This is a genomic window from Vibrio sp. V33_P6A3T137 (assembly GCF_009904835.1).
GTDB classification, from domain to species: Bacteria; Pseudomonadota; Gammaproteobacteria; order Enterobacterales; family Vibrionaceae; genus Vibrio; species Vibrio metschnikovii.
This window is the reverse complement of record NZ_WXWK01000135.1, coordinates 1-19,514: the sequence shown is the minus strand read 5'-3', so window position 1 is coordinate 19,514 and position 19,514 is coordinate 1. Positions and strand designations below refer to the sequence as shown.

16 protein-coding genes and 1 riboswitch are annotated in these 19,514 nt (G+C 44.2%); of the genes, 8 read left to right on the top strand and 8 right to left on the bottom strand.

Annotated elements, in window-relative coordinates:
• Positions 1-19 precede the first annotated feature (19 nt).
• Entirely contained in the window at positions 20-655 is a 636-nt protein-coding gene (gene pdxH / locus CAG60_RS12715; RefSeq protein ID WP_004396844.1) for a pyridoxamine 5'-phosphate oxidase, read from the top strand.
• Positions 656-720: 65 nt separating this feature from the next.
• Here the strand turns inward: pdxH and CAG60_RS12710 are convergent, their stop codons facing one another.
• Together CAG60_RS12710 and CAG60_RS12705 are read right to left on the bottom strand one after the other, a co-directional pair.
• Positions 721-2,538 carry a formylglycine-generating enzyme family protein gene (locus CAG60_RS12710; RefSeq protein WP_161439079.1) on the bottom strand — a complete coding sequence of 606 codons (1,818 nt, stop codon included), beginning with the start codon at positions 2,536-2,538 and terminating at the stop codon, positions 721-723.
• 158 nt (positions 2,539-2,696) lie between these two features.
• Complete coding sequence (locus CAG60_RS12705; protein ID WP_154170824.1) at positions 2,697-3,800, bottom strand: PEGA domain-containing protein; 1,104 nt, start codon at positions 3,798-3,800, stop codon at positions 2,697-2,699.
• A gap of 436 nt (positions 3,801-4,236) precedes the next feature.
• Here CAG60_RS12705 and CAG60_RS12700 point away from each other — a divergent pair, with 436 nt between their 5' ends.
• From CAG60_RS12700 to CAG60_RS12675, 6 genes are all read left to right on the top strand, one after another.
• Positions 4,237-5,049 carry an AraC family transcriptional regulator gene (locus CAG60_RS12700; RefSeq protein WP_115152766.1) on the top strand — a complete coding sequence of 271 codons (813 nt, stop codon included), beginning with the start codon at positions 4,237-4,239 and terminating at the stop codon, positions 5,047-5,049.
• 357 nt (positions 5,050-5,406) lie between these two features.
• Positions 5,407-8,526 carry a bifunctional proline dehydrogenase/L-glutamate gamma-semialdehyde dehydrogenase PutA gene (gene putA, locus CAG60_RS12695; RefSeq protein ID WP_161439078.1) on the top strand — a complete coding sequence of 1,040 codons (3,120 nt, stop codon included), beginning with the start codon at positions 5,407-5,409 and terminating at the stop codon, positions 8,524-8,526.
• Positions 8,527-8,549: 23 nt separating this feature from the next.
• Positions 8,550-9,248: a 1-pyrroline-5-carboxylate dehydrogenase gene (locus tag CAG60_RS12690; protein WP_161439077.1), complete on the top strand. Its 699-nt coding sequence runs from the start codon at positions 8,550-8,552 to the stop codon at positions 9,246-9,248.
• A 70-nt stretch (positions 9,249-9,318) separates the two neighbouring features.
• On the top strand, positions 9,319-10,809 hold the full coding sequence (gene putP, locus CAG60_RS12685; protein WP_161439076.1) for a sodium/proline symporter PutP: 1,491 nt from the start codon (positions 9,319-9,321) through the stop codon (positions 10,807-10,809).
• 168 nt (positions 10,810-10,977) lie between these two features.
• Positions 10,978-11,118: riboswitch (FMN riboswitch) on the top strand.
• Positions 11,119-11,224: 106 nt separating this feature from the next.
• Positions 11,225-11,881, top strand: a complete 657-nt coding sequence (gene ribB, locus CAG60_RS12680; protein ID WP_154170827.1) for a 3,4-dihydroxy-2-butanone-4-phosphate synthase — start codon at positions 11,225-11,227, stop codon at positions 11,879-11,881.
• Positions 11,882-12,066: 185 nt separating this feature from the next.
• Positions 12,067-13,254, top strand: a complete 1,188-nt coding sequence (locus tag CAG60_RS12675) for a DEAD/DEAH box helicase (RefSeq protein ID WP_161439075.1) — start codon at positions 12,067-12,069, stop codon at positions 13,252-13,254.
• 95 nt (positions 13,255-13,349) lie between these two features.
• On the opposite strand, the gene CAG60_RS12670 is transcribed toward CAG60_RS12675, so the two are convergent.
• The 4 genes from CAG60_RS12670 to CAG60_RS12655 all read right to left on the bottom strand — a co-directional run bounded on the left by CAG60_RS12670 (position 13,350) and on the right by CAG60_RS12655 (position 17,603).
• Complete coding sequence (locus tag CAG60_RS12670) at positions 13,350-14,087, bottom strand: transporter substrate-binding domain-containing protein (RefSeq protein WP_161439074.1); 738 nt, start codon at positions 14,085-14,087, stop codon at positions 13,350-13,352.
• A 132-nt stretch (positions 14,088-14,219) separates the two neighbouring features.
• Complete coding sequence (locus CAG60_RS12665; RefSeq protein WP_161429653.1) at positions 14,220-14,957, bottom strand: substrate-binding periplasmic protein; 738 nt, start codon at positions 14,955-14,957, stop codon at positions 14,220-14,222.
• A gap of 75 nt (positions 14,958-15,032) precedes the next feature.
• Positions 15,033-16,559 carry a methyl-accepting chemotaxis protein gene (locus CAG60_RS12660; protein WP_161429651.1) on the bottom strand — a complete coding sequence of 509 codons (1,527 nt, stop codon included), beginning with the start codon at positions 16,557-16,559 and terminating at the stop codon, positions 15,033-15,035.
• A 147-nt stretch (positions 16,560-16,706) separates the two neighbouring features.
• The gene (locus CAG60_RS12655) at positions 16,707-17,603 is read right to left on the bottom strand and encodes a LysR family transcriptional regulator (RefSeq protein WP_161439073.1); all 897 of its coding nucleotides are present in this window, start codon (positions 17,601-17,603) and stop codon (positions 16,707-16,709) included.
• Positions 17,604-17,723: 120 nt separating this feature from the next.
• On the opposite strand from CAG60_RS12655, the gene CAG60_RS12650 reads away from it, so the two are divergent.
• Positions 17,724-18,359, top strand: a complete 636-nt coding sequence (locus tag CAG60_RS12650) for an NAD(P)-dependent oxidoreductase (protein ID WP_161439072.1) — start codon at positions 17,724-17,726, stop codon at positions 18,357-18,359.
• An 84-nt stretch (positions 18,360-18,443) separates the two neighbouring features.
• Here the strand turns inward: CAG60_RS12650 and CAG60_RS12645 are convergent, their stop codons facing one another.
• Positions 18,444-18,896 carry a CC0125/CC1285 family lipoprotein gene (locus CAG60_RS12645; protein WP_161439071.1) on the bottom strand — a complete coding sequence of 151 codons (453 nt, stop codon included), beginning with the start codon at positions 18,894-18,896 and terminating at the stop codon, positions 18,444-18,446.
• 151 nt (positions 18,897-19,047) lie between these two features.
• Positions 19,048-19,383: a DMT family transporter gene (locus CAG60_RS12640; RefSeq protein ID WP_040905217.1), complete on the bottom strand. Its 336-nt coding sequence runs from the start codon at positions 19,381-19,383 to the stop codon at positions 19,048-19,050.
• Positions 19,384-19,514: the final 131 nt, after the last annotated feature.

Sequence of the window (19,514 nt, the reverse complement as noted above, 5' to 3'; positions counted from 1 at the left end):
CCAAAAAAGAGGAGTAGACATGGATCTTTCAGATATTCGTCGTGAGTACACACAAGGTGGATTACGCCGTAAGGACTTATTGCTCGATCCTATCGAGCAATTCAATTTTTGGCTAGAGCAAGCGATTAATGCCGGGCTCGCTGATCCGACGGCGATGACGGTTGCGACCGTAGATGAACATGGCCAACCTTTTCAACGAATTGTTTTACTAAAAAATATTGATCAGCAAGGCTTGGTTTTCTACACCAACCTAGCCAGTCGTAAAGCGCAGCATATTGAACATAATCATCGAGTTAGTTTGCATTTTCCTTGGCATCCTTTAGAGCGTCAAGTGCACATTACTGGCGTCGCGGAAAAACTGACTGCCTTTGAGAACATGAAATATTTCACCTCTCGACCTAAAGAGAGCCAGCTTGCCGCATTGGCGAGTAAGCAAAGTAGCCGCATTTCTGCTCGTGGTGTATTAGAAGGTAAGTATCTCGAACTGAAACAAAAATTTGCTAAAGGAGAAATTCCTGTGCCTAAATTTTGGGGAGGCTATCGAATCAAACCGCAAAGTATTGAGTTTTGGCAAGGTGGTGAGCATCGTCTACATGATCGTTTTCTATACAGCAAATCTGATCAGCAGTGGCAGATAGAGCGTTTAGCGCCATAAAACGGGTTAGAGATGATAAAGGGGGATAAGTGACTTATCCCCCTTTATTGTATTTAATGCTTGCGCTATAGCTCGCGTAGGACGCGAAATCCGAGATAGTTGGCCGCCGTAGACGGCGAGACAAAGAGTTGATGGTAGGCTTTAGCCATTTCAGGTGAAAAACTCCATGCTCCACCTTTAGCGATACCGGGATTGTCTGATGTCCATTGCCAAACGTTACCAACCATATCGTAAAAGCCTAATGGGTTTGGTGAAAATGCCATGACGGGTGATGTACGGTTATTTGACCATGGCGTACCACTCCATCCAGTATTGGCTTGACCAGCGCCAAAATCATTCCCCCACCAGTAATCAGTTCTCCGCCCAGCGCGAGCGGCGATCTCCCATTCATCTTCACTCGGTAAGCGATAACGAAACCCAGTTTGTTGAGTAAGCCAATTGGTATAAGCCCTTGCGTCGCTACGACTGATACAGACGGCAGGTGATTGAACTGTTTGCTGAAAGCCGGGATTTTTCCAATCGCTTCCTGATACAGGAGCAACCGTTGTTCCTTGTACTGCCAGACAAATATTTTTCAGTTCAGCATCGGTTTTATAACCCGTTTGTTGAATAAATTGCTTAAATTGCTCTACGGTGACTGGCGTTGCGCTAATAGCGAAAGCATGATCAAGGCGAACTTGACGAGATGTGTTCTCCCCTAATAAGTACTCTCCTGCGAGTAGAGTGATCATTTGCGGGGCTTGCTGAGTATTTTTCAGAGTATCGGCGAACTTATCACCGGCTTTTACTTCATTGACAATTTCATGTAATACGGCACGTAAGGTGTGATCGTTACTGATATTGACTTGTTGATCAAAGGGATGGAAGCCTTCCTTTTTTATCACAACATGGTGCTGACCTGTGGGAAGCATAATTTCAACCGGAGTACTACCATAACGCACGCTATTAATCGTGACCTGATCGTTATGTTGATTCGAGCGAATCATGACATTGACCCAAGCCACTTCTTTTTGTTGACTAGGGTGACTACCATCACCAGGGGCGAAGCAGTATTGGCTATCAATATTGAGTAATGTACAAGGCACATTTTCTGCTGGTCTTGCATCTAATTGCGCTTCGAGCACAGTTTTAAAGCGATTACCGTCGTAAAAGCCAGAATCAACGGTTTTATGTCTGAGTAAATGAATGTTGAGCGAAACGGCAGCCAGATGCTGTTTGATTAATGGCGCTTCGGTGGTTTCTTCTATTAGCCAAGTTTGAAATTGATTAACCGCTTTTTGCTGAGCTAAATCAGTCGTTTGCTGGCTACATTGTGCCAAGGTCATCGCCGCATTACACACATTGGTAAAGCTAACTTTTTGTTCTCCGACACGACTCAATTCTGTTCGTAATCGCTCAGCTCTTGCTCGGAGTTTATCTTGATCCAGTTGAGTGATTTTTTGTTGGATAGCGTCTTGGCTAGCTTGTAATTGAACGAGCTGATTGTGCATTTCTTGCAAGGTTTGTTCAGCAAGTAAAGTGTCTTGCTGATTCTTCTTAACTTCAGACCAAGCTGTTTGGTAAGCGTTTTGTGAACCGCTAATGTCTAATTGCGGTTCATCAATCATTTTCAAATAATCACGTTCAAGGGCTGTTTTCGCTGAATTAAACGCGGTATTGAGTTGTTTCGCTAAGGCAGTTAAACGAGCGAGTTCAGCTTGCTGAGTGTCCACCACCGTTTGCTGATGTTGAGTTGCTTTCTTCGCTTCTTGCCACTGGGTATGATGCGTAAATAATGCGTCATCAATCGCCATGACTGAGGAAGGTGTGCCTTCAGCTAACGTGGGTGCTGTCACTAAGCAAGGTAAAAGTGCTAATAACAGAACGGGTAAACCTGGTCGCATTGTTGCCTACTTCAGTTAAGTTTTTTAAAAATTATTGTCGCTATTCTAAACGAAAACGCCGTTTTGTCAGAAGTCATCTTTCAATAACTTAGGACCAAAACGGCGTTTAAACGACAGCTTTGTGAAATCAGACCAGAAAACGGGTCGATTTACAGGAATTAATCGTTTCTACTGGGGCGAAGTCTTACCCAAATAGTGTCATTTCCGTTGATTGTCACGGTTTGATTATAGGTCTCAAATCCGTCCTTCGTCACAGAAATTTGATGACGTCCTGCGGGTAAAACAACTTCCACAGGCGTACTGCCGTATTGTATACCGTTAATGGTGACAGAATCATGATACTGATCTGAGCGAATAGTCACATTGGCCCACTGTTTTTCATTCTTGCTATTGACAGCTTCGGTGGCGTTTTTTAAGCAATAGCGACTGGATAGGTTTAACAGTTTACAGGCGGCGACGGCTTCTGGACGAGCTTGTAGCTGAGCCTGGATATGAGTGAAATACTCGTTGTTACCTTCAAACCCACTGCGAATCACTTGGCTTTCTTGGACGTGAATGTTGAGTTCTACACCACGAAGATTTTGCTTAGCGATGACCGATTCAGTCAAATTATCAAGCAGTTGCTCTCTAAAGGTATTCACGGCACGCTGACGAGTCAACTGCTGACCTTGATTGGCACATTCGCCCAGAGTCATACTGGTGGAACACGTGGTGCGGAAGCTGGCTTCCAAGACGCGGCTTTGACGAAGCTCGGCTTCGAGACGTTTAACTCGAGCATCCATTTTGCTCTCTTGCAAGTTCGTAAACTCAGTTTTCAAACGCGCATGACGCTGCTTCATTTGCGATAAACGCATATCACTTTCAGTTATCGCTTGCTGATTGGTAAGTTGTTCCGATTGGTTTTGTTTTACATCGGCCCAAGCCTGCTGATAACGTTGTTGGAAGGTGACTAAATCAGTGTCTGGATCTTCAAGAAGGCGATTATACTGTTTGTCCAGAGCCGATTTTGCCCGGTTTTGCCGTGCATTAAGCTCATCACTTTCACGTTTTAAACGTGCCTGTTCGTTTTTAAGTTGTTGAAGTTGAGCTCCTTCTGCTTCAAATTCCGCAGCGATAGTGTCAATTTCACTTTGTTTAATGGTTATTTTTTCATCGATAGCGGCCACAGGATCAACCTGTGTAACTTCTTCCGCGAACACCGATGCCGATACCCACAGAGGGCTTAGCGCAAGCAGTAGCGCTGGGAGGTGATATTTGATCATTAGGTCCCTGCAACAATTAACATAGCCACATTATAGTGGAGAAAGACAAACTTTTGACAGCGTTATCAATACGCTGGCTCATCGCAAAAAATTCTCATCCTGAAGGCACAATTGTATACAAAATCTAGTGAGTAGGTCACTGATTTTGTATCTTTTATAAATGTACTTACTCCATTTTGAGCAGATTCTTGAAATATGCAAGCTCCGATTTCCGATCTGCTTTAACGTTTTTTAATTGGATACTCATTGACCGTAATTTATGTGCACTTGATCATTGTTCCGAAGCCTCGGATCAGGAGCTATTGCTCTCAGTGAGCGCTAATTTTGCTTGTTGTTGGCGGTATTGATAGTGAGATGAGACTTATTTCACTATCAAGCTTGGTTTCTGATAAAAATGTTATAACATGCAAAGAGGTCATCCCATGGTGCAGTGCTCATGAGTCAATATTTAGTGAATAACCCAGAAAGAGCCAAACTTTTGTCGCCTCGTCCGGCGGAATTAATTACTTTACCGGCTTATATGGATTGCCATGATCATAGTTACACACAAATTGTGATTGGCTTGAAAGGACAAGCGGATTTTGAGGTATCGGGCATCGGTAATATTGTTGGCCCTGGACAAGGATGTGTCGTAACTTCAAGTACAGGGCATGCTTTCGGCGCGACGGTAGGACAGTCGGACATTTTGGTGTTGAACTTGCCCTTACCACAAGGGGATGATCCTTTAACGTTACAGAGAATCAATGAACTAGCGCGTAGCGACATTTATTTTCAACTCGATAAGCAGATCCAAAAACTCATTCAGATGTTAGTGCTGGAGATGCATGCCAGTCCGGACGATTTATTACTGAGTCGAGCGTGCAGTGATACCGTGCTAGCCTTGTTATTGCGTCATATTTCGGCGTTTGAAGTCCATCGTAAAGAGGCTCGTTTTGATTTAGACGCGATCGATCGCTATATCGAGCAGCATTTAAGTCGTCGGATATCAGTTGCTCAATTAGCCGGCAGCGTTTATTTAGGTGAGAGTCAGTTTCACCAATTATTCAAAGAGCAATTGGGGATTACTCCACACCAATATGTCTTGAGTAAACGTGTGGATATGGCGAAACAACTCCTTGAGCAATCTCGTTTTACCTTGGGCCAAGTTGCTGAATTGGCAGGGTTTTCAAATCAAAGTGCTTTCACTCATACCTTTTCTCGTTTACAAGGTATTTCCCCTTCTCAATACAAAAAGCAGTGTAGTCGATAAATGGTTTACTGCGCTTTGCGGACTCTTTGTCCGCAAGCCTATTACCAGTGATCCTCAGCGCTGGTCTCGCTGAATTCTGTGTTGTCCATCTGATATTGTATGGTGATTGTTTTTCTTGGCATCGATGGCTGTGTTCTTGACGACATAGTGACGTTGTTTTTTTGAAAAATTATCAGTGGTTTTGCTTTTTCTTATGAACTTAATTGCTTTGATTTTGTTTTTGTTTTGTTAAAAAGACGAGATTTTCACAAAAACTCCGGAGTTTTTGACAAGTATTGTGCTTGCGCTCAAAATACACTGCTTGCCATTGACTGAAATCCGAGTCACATCCCTCGGATAGGAGATTGAGGAAAACGCATGTTTACAGCAATAGATGTGTTGAACCCCAAGTTTATTGAGCAACCGCTTAGTACGCTTTGGGCACAGATCTCGCCACTTTATATGGTGGACGAATCTCAATGGCTAATGCAATTACTGTCTTTGGCAACGCCTAGCGATGAAGAAAAAGTGTTGATTGCGACCAAAACGACACAATTGATCGCGGCGATTCGCCAAGACAAGAAATCGGTGCAGATGATCGATGCTCTGCTTTTAGAGTACAGCTTGGACACTCAAGAGGGTATTTTATTGATGTGTCTTGCAGAAGCTCTGATGCGTATTCCTGATGCACCAACAGCGGATGCGTTTATTAAAGACCGATTATCGGTCGCCGATTGGAAATCACACCTGAAAAATTCGGATTCTGTGTTTGTCAATGCTTCGACTTGGGGATTGATGCTGACTGGTAAAGTCATTGGCTTGGGTGACAACCAAGCGCAAAGTCCGGCTCAAGCCTTAAACCGTTTGGTCAATAAACTTTCTGAGCCAGTCATTCGTAAGGCTATGCATCAAGCGATGAAAATCATGGGTCATCAGTTTGTATTGGGTCGCACGATCAGCGAAGCGCAAAAAAATGGCCGGGTAATGCGTGATAAAGGTTACACCTATTCGTTTGATATGTTGGGTGAAGCGGCGTTAACCACCAGCGATGCCAATAAATATTTAAAAGATTATTTAATGGCGATTGAGGCGGTTGGTCGTGACCAATATGGTTTGGATACCAGCCCAGCCCCATCGGTATCCATTAAGCTATCAGCCTTACATCCTCGCTATGAAGTGGCTAATCAAGCCCGTGTCATGGATGAGTTGTACCAGACTTTGCTGCAATTATTAGAACGAGCAATGGAATTGGATGTGGCGATCACCATTGACGCCGAAGAAGCGGATCGCCTAGAGCTGTCGTTACAACTATTTGAAAAATTGTATTGCAGTAAACAAATTCAAGGTTGGGGAAAGTTTGGCTTAGTCGTGCAGGCGTACTCTAAGCGGGCGTTACCGACTTTAGTGTGGTTGACTGCGCTGGCTAAGCAGTACAGTTGTTGTATCCCCGTACGTCTCGTTAAGGGCGCTTATTGGGATAGCGAGATTAAATGGTCACAGCAGCGAGGCTATCAACGCTACCCCGTTTTTACCCGCAAAGAAGCGACCGATGTGTCCTATTTAGCCTGTGCTCGTTTTTTACTGAGTGATGGGGTTCGCGGACATCTTTTTCCTCAATTTGCGACTCATAACGCTCACACTGTATCGGCGATTGCGGTCATGGCAAACCATAAAGAATTTGAGTTTCAGCGTTTACACGGGATGGGTGACGGCTTATATCATCATGCCATGAAAGCGTACCAGCAATCGGTACGTATTTACGCCCCCGTTGGTAGCCATAAGGATCTGTTGCCTTATTTAGTCCGCCGTTTATTAGAAAATGGCGCGAATAGCTCCTTTGTCCATCGTTTAGTCGATGCGCGCTGTCCGGTTGACAGTTTAACTCAGCATCCGGTTGATGCGTTATTGGCGTTTGAGACGTTACACAACACTAACATTCCTCTGCCGCCACAGATTTTCCCTGAACGCAAAAACTCAGATGGGATCAATATTGATATTCAAAGTGAAGCGCAACCATTCGAAGATCAAGTGCATGGTTATTTGAGTCAACAATGGCAAGCAGGACCGATACTCAATGGTCAGTCACAGATCGAAAGCATGATCAAGGAACGCACTTCTCCGGTTGCAGTCACGGCTCCCTATGATCGCCGTGTTGACGTTGGGCAAGTTTATCATGCAACCCATGATCATGTTTCCGAAGCCATTGCGATTGCTCAGGCTGGATTTTCAAAATGGCAGCAGACTCCTGATCAGCAACGTGCTGAAAAACTTCTGAAATTAGCCGATTTGCTGGAATCGCATTTGGCTGAGTTTTGTGCGCTTTGTCATCAGGAAGCCGGAAAAACGATTCATGATGCAATAGATGAAGTTCGTGAAGCCGTGGATTTTTGTCGTTATTACGCAAATCAAGTTGAAGGGTTAGCTCCGTTCACCATCAGCAGTTTTGATGGCATAACACGTCAAGTTTCACGTCAAGGACGAGGCGTATTTGTGTGTATTAGCCCGTGGAATTTCCCATTAGCGATTTTCCTTGGACAAATTACGGCAGCTTTAGTCGCTGGTAATACCGTGGTGGCTAAACCCGCCGAGCAGACCAGCTTGATCGCCGCGCGTGCCGTTGAACTGATGCTTGAAGCGGGCTTCCCTGACTATGCAATTCAATTTTTACCTGGTCGCGGCTCGGAGATAGGCCATGCATTGACTTCACACCCTGCGATTGCTGGTGTGGTGTTTACGGGATCGACGGCTACCGCTCAGCGGATTAATCAAACACTGGCTGAGCGAGAGTCGACGCCTGTGCCCTTGATTGCTGAGACGGGAGGGCAAAATGCGATGATCGTCGATAGTACGGCTCTGCCCGAGCAAGTGGTGCGCGATGTGTTACGTTCTGCCTTTGCTTCGGCGGGTCAACGCTGCTCAGCACTGCGAGTATTGTTTGTGCAGCAAGATATCGCTGATCGTGTGATCAGTTTGATCCAAGGCGCTATGCAGGAGCTGTCGGTCGGGATGCCTTATTTGCACAATACCGATGTCGGCCCAGTGATTGATGCGAAGGCAAAGCAAGGTTTAGAGAAACACATCGCTCACATGAGCCAGACTCAGAAAAAAATTGCGCAATTAACGTTAGCTGATGACTGTCAATATGGCGATTTCGTAGCACCGACGGCGTTTGAAATCTCAGGAATTGATTGTTTAAGTGAGGAGCAGTTTGGACCTATTTTGCATATTGTTCGCTACCAAGCCAACGAGTTGGCTCAGGTAGTTCAGCAGATCAATGCTACCGGTTACGGCTTGACGATGGGGATTCATAGCCGCAATGAAACCACTTACCGTTGGATAGAGAAGCATGCGCGAGTCGGTAACTGCTATATCAATCGCGATCAGGTTGGTGCAGTGGTTGGAGTGCAGCCATTTGGTGGGCAAGGGCTATCTGGCACCGGCCCGAAAGCGGGTGGGCCGCATTATTTATATCGTTTTACCCAAGTGCAATACGGTTAATCTAACCAGCGAAGGAGTAGTTTATGGTACATCAAGTCACCCGTTTTACCGACGCCTGCTCGGCTTGGGAAAACTGGAACTTAACCGATTTTGATTTTAAATGTGAGTGCTTACTGTCATTGAAATCATCTTTAAAAGAAAGTATGCCGGGATTAGCTGATGTGGTGTCTTTTCACCTTGAGCAGGCCAGCGCATTATTGGCGCGTTCACACTCATTGATTGGTCCTACGGGCGAAACCAATGAACTGTATACCGCGGGGCGAGGGGTTGCTCTACTTATCCAAAATGACGCGAGTGTAACGGCCAAGCAAGCATTGGTGGCCCAGTTATGCTGTGCGTTGGTGGCGGGCAATAGTGTGATTATCTGCAGTGATGATCGCGAGCTGGTTGCCGCTTTAACGGCGGCTAACCAGCAGTCATCTTTACCGGTTAATTTACTGCAGTTTAGTGCCTTGGATGCGTATCAGGCATTAATCGAATCAGACATCCGCAGTGTTGGTTATGTGGGTAATGTATCGCTTGAGCACAGTCTTAATCGACAACTTGCCCAGCGTTCCGGCGCAATTATTAATCTTGTTTCAGAAACCGATCTCACCACCCTTCCCGTGGCACACGATCCGCACTTATCGCTACGTTTTATTACCGAACGTACGCGCACTATAAATATAACAGCAGTGGGTGGTAACGCGACGCTCTTAGAGCTAGGCAACGAAACCCATTAATCCTGACCCTCCTGCTCATTAAATTAATGAGCAGGAGGGAAAGCGATCTTAGTAAATAGAGGAAATATCAATGGACAATAGCTTTGCTATTACGACCACCTTCATTATCTATCTGATTTTGATGTTGGCGATCGGTGTGTTTGCTTACCAGCGAACCAAAAACTCATCAGACTACTTCCTAGGGGGCCGTTCCCTTGGGCCATGGCCTGCTGCGTTGTCAGCGGGAGCATCGGATATGAGTGGTTGGTTACTGTTAGGTTTACCCGGCTACGCTTATGCGGCAGGGATTGAAGCCTTTTGGCTTGCGGGTGGCTTACTCATCGGTACATGGGCTAACTGGTTAATTACCGCAAAGCGGTTGCGTACTTACAGTATTACCACCGATGCTCTGACTTTACCTGAGTTTTTATCGCGGCGCTTTAATGATAAATCGAAACTGATTCAAACCATCTCGGCCTTTTTCATTTTGTTATTTTTCCTTTTCTATACCAGTTCAGGTTTAGTCGCGGGTGGTAAATTATTTGAAACCGTCTTTGGGATTGATTACACCACCGCGGTGATCATTGGCACGATTTGTGTGGTGTCCTATACCTTATTTGGTGGTTTTCTGGCTGTATCTTGGACCGATTTGGTGCAAGGTTTATTGATGGCTGCCGCGTTGCTGATTGTCCCGATCACCGCAATGAATGGTGGTTTTAGTCAATTAAGTTCAGATTTGAGCGCGATTAACCCGCAATTATTGACTCTATGGGATGATATTCAAGGTAAGCCTCTTTCTAGTATTGCCATTCTCTCTCTCGTCGCGTGGGGCTTTGGCTATTTTGGTCAACCGCATATTTTGGCGCGTTTTAAGGCGGCGCGTTCGAATAAAGATCTAACTACTGCCCGTTGGATTGCGGTGCTGTGGACGGCGTTGTCAATGTTTGGAGCCATGTTAGTGGGTTTAGTTGGCCTAGTTTACGTTACGCAAAATGGCTCGATTCAGCTTGATGATGGTGAGCGGATATTTATGCTGCTGGTTAACGCTGTGTTTCATCCAGTCATCGCTGGTATTCTCTTGGCGGCGATTTTAGCGGCCATCATGAGTACAGCAGATTCACAGCTGTTGGTCTCTTCGTCTGCCCTAGCGGAAGATTTTTATAAGCAAGTTTTCAAACAAGAGGCGACTTCAGAAGAGATCGTTAAAGTAGGACGTTTTTCCGTTGTGCTGATATCAATCGTCGCGTTAGTGTTGGCCATGACACCGGATAGCTCAGTGCTTGGCTTAGTCTCTTATGCCTGGGCGGGTTTTGGTGCTGCTTTTGGTCCTGCATTAGTGCTCAGTCTGTACTGGTCGCGTATGAATCGTAATGGCGCTTTAGCGGGGATCATCGTTGGTGGTGTGACAATTGTGGTTTGGAAACAGCTGACTGGCGGTTGGTTTGATGTATATGAAATCGTTCCTGGGATACTCTTTTCAACCCTAGCGATTGTGGCTGTTAGTTTGCTAACCGGTGAACCAGAAGATGCGGTTAAAGCGCAGCACAAAACCTTTCAAAAGAATTTAGTTGAATTAGAGTAATGTGGTACAGGTAAATTCTATCAAGCCTCATGTCGATCATGGGGCTTTTTTATTGTGTCTGCATGTCTCAAATCTGTCCGCTTGTGGCTTTGCAAACGAGGCGTGAAGTATTACCATAATAAGCGTCAAGTTAAAGGAGGCCTTTAGCTTGACCTTAACTCATTACATTAAAATTCTCAGGGCGGGGCGAAATTCCCCACCGGTGGTATGTCCATTAGGGCCAGCCCACGAGCGCTCGATTCGTCGAGGTCAGCAGATCTGGTGAGAAGCCAGAGCCGACGGTCATAGTCCGGATGAGAGAGAATGACAAATACGCCAATAGTGTCTAGCAAGGATTTACTCAGCTTGCCATTATGGTGCCTTTCGTTTTGCCTCATAAAACTGCCCTGATTCTGGTCATTATTAGGAGTAAACCATGAATCAGTTGTCACTACTTGCCGAATTTGGCGATGCAATCACTCGAGTAGAAAACGCGTTACACGCTTTACGTGAAGGGCGCGGTGTTTTATTGCTTGATGATGAAGATCGTGAAAATGAAGGCGATATTATCTATTCTGCAGAAAAGTTGACCGACCAACAAATGGCGTTGATGATCCGCGAATGCAGCGGGATTGTCTGTCTATGTTTAACCGATGAGCAGGCCAATAAACTCGAACTGCCACCGATGGTGCCCGTCAACGACAGCAAAAACCAAACCGCGTTTACGGTATCGATAGAAGCTCGTCATGGTGTGACCACTGGAGTGTCCGCTCAAGATCGTGTGACCACGATTAAAACCGCGATTAATCCGCAAGCGAAACCCGACGATTTAGCCCGCCCAGGTCATGTCTTTCCGCTACGTGCCCGTAAAGGCGGAGTTATGACACGACGTGGTCATACTGAAGGTACGGTAGATTTAATGCAAATGGCAGGATTATTGCCCGCTGGTGTGTTATGTGAGGTAACCAATCCGGACGGTACGATGGCTAAAACGCCAGAGATTGTTGCCTTTGGCCTTTTACACAATATGCCCGTACTGACCATCGAAGACATCGTCCAATACCGTTTGATAGCGCAGCAAAAATTGGCGTGATTACATGCGACATCATGTCTGACTTATAAATGAGGTATGAAGCAAGTAAAGCGTTCATACCGAGGTGCTGTTGAACGGTTTTGAAATCACTAATCTCGAAAGATCAACAGCACCGCATTCTTCATGTTAGAATGAGCGATATTGTCGAGCGTTTTTGCTCTACGCCATTTTATTTAGAGTCTGCTATGTCATTTACACAACTTGGACTAAACGAAGCACTGATCAAATCAGTCGCTGAGCTTGGTTATCAAACTCCGACCACCATTCAAACGCAAGCGATCCCGGTTATTTTAAAAGGCCAAGATCTGATTGCTGCCGCGCAAACTGGGACCGGTAAAACAGCCGGCTTTGTGCTACCGATTTTAGATAGATTGATGCAAGGACAAACTCAGCGCAAAAAACGTATTCGCGCGCTGATTTTAGTGCCGACTCGTGAGCTTGCCATCCAAGTTGCGGATAATGTCAAACAGTATGCTCAATACACGGAGTTAACCAGTTTAGCGATGTATGGCGGTGTTGATGAGCAGGCACAAAAACAGCAACTGATTGACGGTGTGGATGTGTTGGTTGCCACCCCCGGACGACTGCTTGATATGTACGCTCAACGAGCGGTACATTTTGATGAAATTGAAGTGGTTGTGCTGGATGAAGCGGATCGCATGCTCGATATGGGCTTTATTGAAGCGATTAACAAAATCATTCAACGTTTGCCAACGGAAGCGCAATTTTTACTCTTTTCCGCGACTTTATCGAATAAGGTTCGTGAGCTGGCTAAAACTGCGGTGGGTGAAGCTCATGAGATCAGCATTGCAGCGAACCAAGCGTCGAAGTCGAATATTACCCAGTGGCTTATTACGGTCGATAAAGATCAAAAGTCAGCATTGTTGAGTCATTTAATCCATGAATATCAATGGGACCAAGCGCTGATCTTTATCGAGACCAAACACGGCGCTGCCAAATTGGCTGCGCAATTAGAAAAAAGAGGCATTGCCGCTGAAGCGTTTCATAGCGGTCGTAGCCAAGCAGTACGCGAGCAACTGTTAGCAGATTTTAAAGCCGGAAAGATCAAATATTTGATTGCGACCGGTGTTGCAGCGCGTGGTATTGATATCGATGAATTACCGCGAGTGGTCAATTATGATCTGCCGTTTCCCGCCGATGAATATGTCCATCGTATCGGACGGACAGGTCGAGCTGAGGCACAAGGCGAAGCGATTTCTTTGGTATCGAAAGACAACTTCAAAAACTTATGCATGATAGAGAGCCGTTTAGGGCATTTGATTGAACGGCGAGAAATCGCAGGATTTGAGCCTAAACATCCAGTGCCAATATCAATTCTTAATTACGTGCCGAAGCACAAACGCACTCAATAAAAAAATGCGGCTGGTGGATTATTTCTACCAGCCGCATTTTACTCATATCCGATCTCTGTTTTTTTTAATGCCTTAGACGCAGGTCCATAGACTGATTAATCGAGAGCGATCCCATACTTAAGCAGTATTTCGTTAAAAGTACCATTGGCTTTGATTTGTGCTAACCCTCGATTAAAGGCTTCGATGTACTCGAGAGCATTGGGATTGGCTAGCCCAGAGGTAACATGAAGTGAGTTAGCGGATAAACCACTCGTGGTAAATCGATAGTTATTGGCATCCAAACCATTGTCACTTATTAAAGAGCGAGCGACTAATTCATCTTCTAAAGTGACGTCGATCCGGCCTGCTTCTAAACGGCGTAAATTAGAAATTAAATCATTGGCTTCTGAGCGATTAAATAGCGTTGAATTTAAAAAATCGTCGCCATATCCATAACCTCGAACCGTACCTACGCGTTTACCTGCGAGACTATCAAGACCGCTATATTCAAAGGCATTCGTGGGTAGGGTAATAAACTTTATTTGGTTGTAGAGATAATGATCGCTATAAGCCAGAACGCTGGTTCGCTGTTCGGTAAACCACGTTGCTGGTAGCAAATCAATATTGCCTGCTTGAACCTCTGCCAGTGCCCTTGCCCAAGGCATAATTTGAAACTCTAGTTGATAGCCTTGCGTTTCTAGAGCGGCGCTGACTAATTCAATAGAAAGTCCATGAGGAGCCTCTGAGGTAACAAACGGTGGCCATGGATCTTGCGCTGCTGTGAGAGTTTTCGCCCAGCTTGTCCAGCTCAGAAAAGTAAGTAATACGGTTAAACAAAGTGATGTGACTTTCATACGAAGACCTCATTATCCTAATAAAACACTGGTGTCGTTTGAGTAGGGAAAACGCCACTTTATATCAAAGGTGATCACTTGAAGAGATTGAAGAAGTATTCTCTTCAAGTGATGAAGTGCGGATTGATAGTATTAACGGTAACCGGCAATGATTTCATCGAGTTTACCGCTCTCTTTGATGAGATTAATTCCGTTCTGCAGTTTTTCAACATATTGATCGTTAGTACTGTTATGGAACGCGAAATAGGTTTGCGATTCATGTAGTACGTAGACGATTTCGTACAGACTGGGATCGATATTTTGTTCACGCATAATAAATACACCGACATTATCGCCATAAGCCCACAGATCGATGCGATTAGCATCCAATTGCCTTGCGACCATTTCCGGTGATGCTGAAGGTCTTAACGCATTAGGATTGACCGCGAGATTGCGCAGCAGTTGCTCACCAATATCTTCTCTCACCACACCCACGCGATAATTATTGAGATCGCTCGGTGTGGAAATTTTGATGCCTTTGGCTTTTGGTGCCCAGAGCACGACTCGACTTTCGACAATCGGCCCCGCCCATTTAAAGAGGTTGTCTCGAGCTTCAGTACGTGTCATGGAAAATAGAACTGTATTTGGCGTTTCTAACGCCGCAGCGTAACCTCTCGCCCATGGTTGAAGTTGTACGCTTTCGCGTTTGACAGGGTCATTGACGGCTTCTGAGGCTGATTCAAGCACATCAATAGCGATTCCCGTTAATCTCCCTTGTTCTTCATAATTAAAGGGCGGATAGATTTCAGTAATAAAATTTAGATCGTTTAAGCTTGATGCAAAACTGTAAGAAGATACGGCCAATAAACTGGCGGTGATAATTGACTTCATGGTGTTCCCTCTTGATGACGATTGAAGTGGTATCCCTAGAGGAGGTAATGAACGATTACCTCCTCTCACCGGAAATTAATGGGTTTTAAATTTAGCGACTTGTTGTTTGATTTCTTCTCCAATATTGATCACCTCTACTGACATACCTAAGTTGGTTTGAGCACCATCAGCCACGGCTTTGGATGCGTCAACGACGTCAAGTAATGAGCGGCTAATCGAGGCAATCGATACATTTTGACTTTTGGCAAGATCGGCCACGTGTTGATTTTTCTCTTTGATGGTTTTTGCCATCAGGTTCATTTTTTCGATAACGGAGTGAGACTCTCCAAAGCGTTCAGAGGTTTTTTCTAGAGTCAGTGCGATGTCATGTAACTCTTTTTCAACCATTGAGGTGGCTTCATTGAGGGCATTGATATTGGTTTTAATTTGCTCAGTAGAATGGCTAGTTTTCACGGCTAGGTTACGGACCTCATCGGCGACCACCGCGAATCCTCGGCCTTGTTCACCAGCTCGAGCGGCTTCGATGGCAGCGTTGAGTGCCAGTAGGTTGGTTTGTTCTGAAATGTCATTAATCACATTTAAAATGGTGTTAATTTTTTCACCTTCTTGAGAAAGGGTGGTCATTTTGCTGTTAAGCTGTAGCATTTTCTCCTGCATTTTTTTCATTTCGTGCGAGGTGGTTTCAATCGTACTGTGCATCGAGTCGGTTAACGTGCTGGATGAACTGGCGTGCTGTGCGCTGTCTAACGCTGATTCATTAACTTGTTGAATTGAATGTTGAATATCAACGGCAGCGTGTGAGATAGAATCTAACGTGTGTTGTTGTTGATTGAGTTTTACGGCATTGTCGCTCGCGATCTCTTTACTGGCGAGCGAGGATTGATGCAGGTGTTCCGTTGACTGGATGATTTTTTGAACAATGGTTTCTAAAGACTCGGTAAATCGATTGATCCCTAAGGTAATATCTTTAAATTCGTTGAGTTTGGCAGGCTCAATCCGTTGTGTGAGATCGCCATCTCCAGAAGCAAGATCCATTACCCTATCGGTAAGGTTAGCAAGAGGTTTTAATACCGTGATACGCAACAATAAAAGAGTGATTAAAGAGAGCAAAACATCCAGGATCAGTATCTCTATGACGACTTTTTGCATCAATTCAGATAATTGTTCGGCGATAGCAAAATCATTGTAATATAAAACAATCGAACCTACTTTTTTTATATCGCCAAAATCATCAATAAAGAATTCCTGCTCTTTTTTCCCCGTGTATGACTTGGGATCAATATTGGTGACCTCTGGGTATTCAGGCTGATTGAGATAAAAGATTATTGATTTGTCATTATTGTCTTTTATCTGTATCGCACTAATTGCGGGTTCATTGAGCTCTGATAATACAATCGCTCTCGCTGAGTCAAAATCGAAGTCCCAAATCGGTTTAGGTAAACTGATCGATAGGCGATGAGTGGCATGTTCAACATTTGCACTTAGGCTTTGATAGAGCTGTTTTTGGAAAACATTATATTTTATTGCGCCCATTCCCAATAGAATCAGAGTAATAGCCAATACAATTTGGCTAAAAAAGATCACTTTGATACTTTTAAACATAATTAATCCTCATCTACGCCATTACCTATTGAGTATAGTCGGCGTTCCATTTACTGCTAACGGAAGGAAAAAATTATGTTTATTTACTCGTCTAGGAAAGCGAATATGTTATTTCTTTTTGAATATCGGTTTGATTTATATTCATTTTTATGAAGGGATCGTCATGTCTAGATCGTCCCATTGTGTGCTGACAAAATCGATAAATTGCCGAACTAGAGGCGACTGATAGCTACGCGATAAATACACCGCCCACAATGCGCTGGTCGCTAAATGGTAGTCGGGTAATATCTGGATTAGAGAGCGATCTTTTAAGTAGCGATTGGCTAAATCACAAGGGAGTAGAGCAATGCCTTTACCGTGTAATGTTGCTCGACAGATTAAGCTCATATCGTTCGCTCGAATCGTACCATTGACATTGACACTGTAGGTTTGGTTATTACGAATAAATTCCCATTTATGATGCGAAAGATGGACAAAACAGTTGTGCTTAGCTAGATCACTCGGTTGTATAATTGGTTGATGTTGAGCAAGATAAGTGGGTGCAGCACAAGCGACTGTATCGACTTGAAAAAGACGTCGAGCAATTAATTGTTCGTCAGGTTGGGTAGTAAAACGCAGTGCAATATCCACCCGTTCATCAACCAGTTGAGCTAAGCGATCGGAAGCAAGAATATCAATCGTTACTTGTGGATGCAGATCAGTAAACGCTTCTACGGCATCAAGCAGTAGATAGCGTGCTAAGCCAATTGGTACCGAAATACGAATTCTTCCAGACAGTGACTGCGATTGCTCTAGTGCTCGCATTTCTAATTCTGCCGTTTGATTGAGGATTTTTTCACACTGTCTTAGCGCTTCTTCCCCAGATGCTGTTAGGCTCACTTTGCGTGTTGTCCGATGCAACAAACGCTGTTTTAACCAATCTTCAATTTCTTGTACATGGCGTGAGACTTGTAAGCGACTTAAGTTAAGGTTTTCTGCCGCTTGAGTGAAGCTACCAATGTTGGCGACTTCTACAAAGCTGCGCATTGCGGTCAATTTATCCATGCTTCTCTCTCATTAGTATCTTATCTAGATACAATCTACATCCTTTCTTACCATTTATCACTCGCTCAGAGGCGACTACACTAGCATCTGTTGATAAATTAAACATTAAGGTGTTAAAAAATGAAAGTTGCTGTTGTTGGAGCCTCGGGTTGGATCGGTAGTCATTTAGTACAAGAAGCACTGTCTCGTGGGCACGAAGTTGTCGCTATGGTGCGTGATCCCGCTAAAATGACCGATGCGAATGTCGAAGTACGTCAGTTTGATGTACACAATCAAGCCAATTTTGCTCAGTTATTTGCAGATATAGATGTCGCTATGGTGTCAATTGGCGGTCGAGCAAGTGGGGATCATAGTATTGTTGCCAAGACTGCTGAGCAGTTATTGAGTGCATTACCTCAAGCTGGAGTAAAACGTTTACTTTGGGTTGGTGGAGCCGGCTCGTTAGAAGTTTCACCGGGCGTTTCACTGGTCTCTTTACCGGACTTTCCAAGCGAATATAAACCAGAAGCATTAGCACAAGGCGAAGCCTTGGCGATTTTTAGAAGTAGCGATAGTCCACTGAATTGGACCTTTGTTAGCCCTGCGGCTGAGATTTTCCCCGGAGATAAGCAAGGCGCTTACCGCATTGGCGGTGATCAGTTACTCGCAGATCAAGATGGCCACAGTCGGATTTCGGTCAGTGATTATGCAGTGGCAATGCTGGATATGTTAGATACCGCGTCGTTTGCACAGCAACGAGTCGGAGTTGCCTACTAACGGATCGTTATCAACGCTGATATTTATGATCGTCACTAAGTGAATGTATGCTTAGCGACGATCGGTGTTGTTTATTCACGCTCGTTATTGTTCGACGTTAATGCTATTCAAAATAAACTGGCTTTCATAAACCATTTTATAAGCATCTGAAGGTTGATGAAGCCCTTTGCTGATTGCCATGATGGTTGTTTCACTGGTGATCTGTGTGGTTGAATACAACCATTTTTGCTTATTTTCAGCCTGTGAAATTTGGTTTTTAGCAACAGAATCAACATTGATTTCCTCATCCAAGAGGGTGAAGTAAGCGTATCCGGCTTGACTCGCTAACTCTGCACTTTTACGCAAAATATACTTACGAGCAATGGCTCTGTCTGTGTAATCATTACCAATGAAACTGATTTGCCAAGTATCTTGAGCAAGCGCTTGTACATCGAATCCTTTACCAAAAGACCAAAAGTTTTTTTCTGTTTGATAAGGTGTTGCACAGCCAGAAAGCAGTAATAACCCTGCGATAATCATTACGATGTTCTTTTTCATTTATTTTCTCTATTAAACGTGGTGGATAAAGATATAAGGCCTTACTTAAGAGAAGTTTACCTAAGATTGACATCGATGATTGTCTGGAAATGTCTGTTGATGTCTTTTTTCTTTGAAAAAGACTCCTTATCGCTCACATTAATGGTGACGATTAATGAGTGATGGATTTAGAGAATATTTGTATAATCATGATGCCTACGACAATAAAAGTGATACCAATTAATGCTGGGACATCTAAACTTTGTTTATAAATAAAAAACGACATAATAGAAACCAGTAGAATACCCATCCCTGCCCATATCGAATAAGCGATGCCAATATTCATGGTTTGTACGACTTGAGATAAACCATAAAAAGAGATGCAATACCCGATAACCACAAAGCAACTCGGCAGAAATCGAGTAAAACCATAAGAAGCTTTCATCATCGTTGTTGCCATGGTTTCTGCAAGGATAGAAACCATTAATATAATATATACTTTCTGCATAAAATTGATGCCTGTCGAAATTAATAAAAATAATGAATAGAATTTATTTTGTGGATAAATTTAGTTTCCTCATTTTCCACAAGCGGCGTTTATACCACGGAACCGTCGTTGCGTGAACCATACGATGTAGT

Coding starts and splice junctions, on each gene's coding strand:
- pdxH (WP_004396844.1), top strand. CDS start 20: ATGGATCTTTCAGATATTCGTCGTGAGTACACACAAGGTGGATTACGC.
- ribB (WP_154170827.1), top strand. CDS start 11,225: ATGAATCAGTTGTCACTACTTGCCGAATTTGGCGATGCAATCACTCGA.
- CAG60_RS12650 (WP_161439072.1), top strand. CDS start 17,724: ATGAAAGTTGCTGTTGTTGGAGCCTCGGGTTGGATCGGTAGTCATTTA.
- CAG60_RS12665 (WP_161429653.1), bottom strand. CDS start 14,957: ATGAAGTCAATTATCACCGCCAGTTTATTGGCCGTATCTTCTTACAGT.
- CAG60_RS12705 (WP_154170824.1), bottom strand. CDS start 3,800: ATGATCAAATATCACCTCCCAGCGCTACTGCTTGCGCTAAGCCCTCTG.
- CAG60_RS12660 (WP_161429651.1), bottom strand. CDS start 16,559: ATGTTTAAAAGTATCAAAGTGATCTTTTTTAGCCAAATTGTATTGGCT.
- putA (WP_161439078.1), top strand. CDS start 5,407: ATGTTTACAGCAATAGATGTGTTGAACCCCAAGTTTATTGAGCAACCG.
- CAG60_RS12645 (WP_161439071.1), bottom strand. CDS start 18,896: ATGAAAAAGAACATCGTAATGATTATCGCAGGGTTATTACTGCTTTCT.
- CAG60_RS12655 (WP_161439073.1), bottom strand. CDS start 17,603: ATGGATAAATTGACCGCAATGCGCAGCTTTGTAGAAGTCGCCAACATT.
- putP (WP_161439076.1), top strand. CDS start 9,319: ATGGACAATAGCTTTGCTATTACGACCACCTTCATTATCTATCTGATT.
- CAG60_RS12640 (WP_040905217.1), bottom strand. CDS start 19,383: ATGCAGAAAGTATATATTATATTAATGGTTTCTATCCTTGCAGAAACC.
- CAG60_RS12690 (WP_161439077.1), top strand. CDS start 8,550: ATGGTACATCAAGTCACCCGTTTTACCGACGCCTGCTCGGCTTGGGAA.
- CAG60_RS12670 (WP_161439074.1), bottom strand. CDS start 14,087: ATGAAAGTCACATCACTTTGTTTAACCGTATTACTTACTTTTCTGAGC.
- CAG60_RS12675 (WP_161439075.1), top strand. CDS start 12,067: ATGTCATTTACACAACTTGGACTAAACGAAGCACTGATCAAATCAGTC.
- CAG60_RS12700 (WP_115152766.1), top strand. CDS start 4,237: ATGAGTCAATATTTAGTGAATAACCCAGAAAGAGCCAAACTTTTGTCG.
- CAG60_RS12710 (WP_161439079.1), bottom strand. CDS start 2,538: ATGCGACCAGGTTTACCCGTTCTGTTATTAGCACTTTTACCTTGCTTA.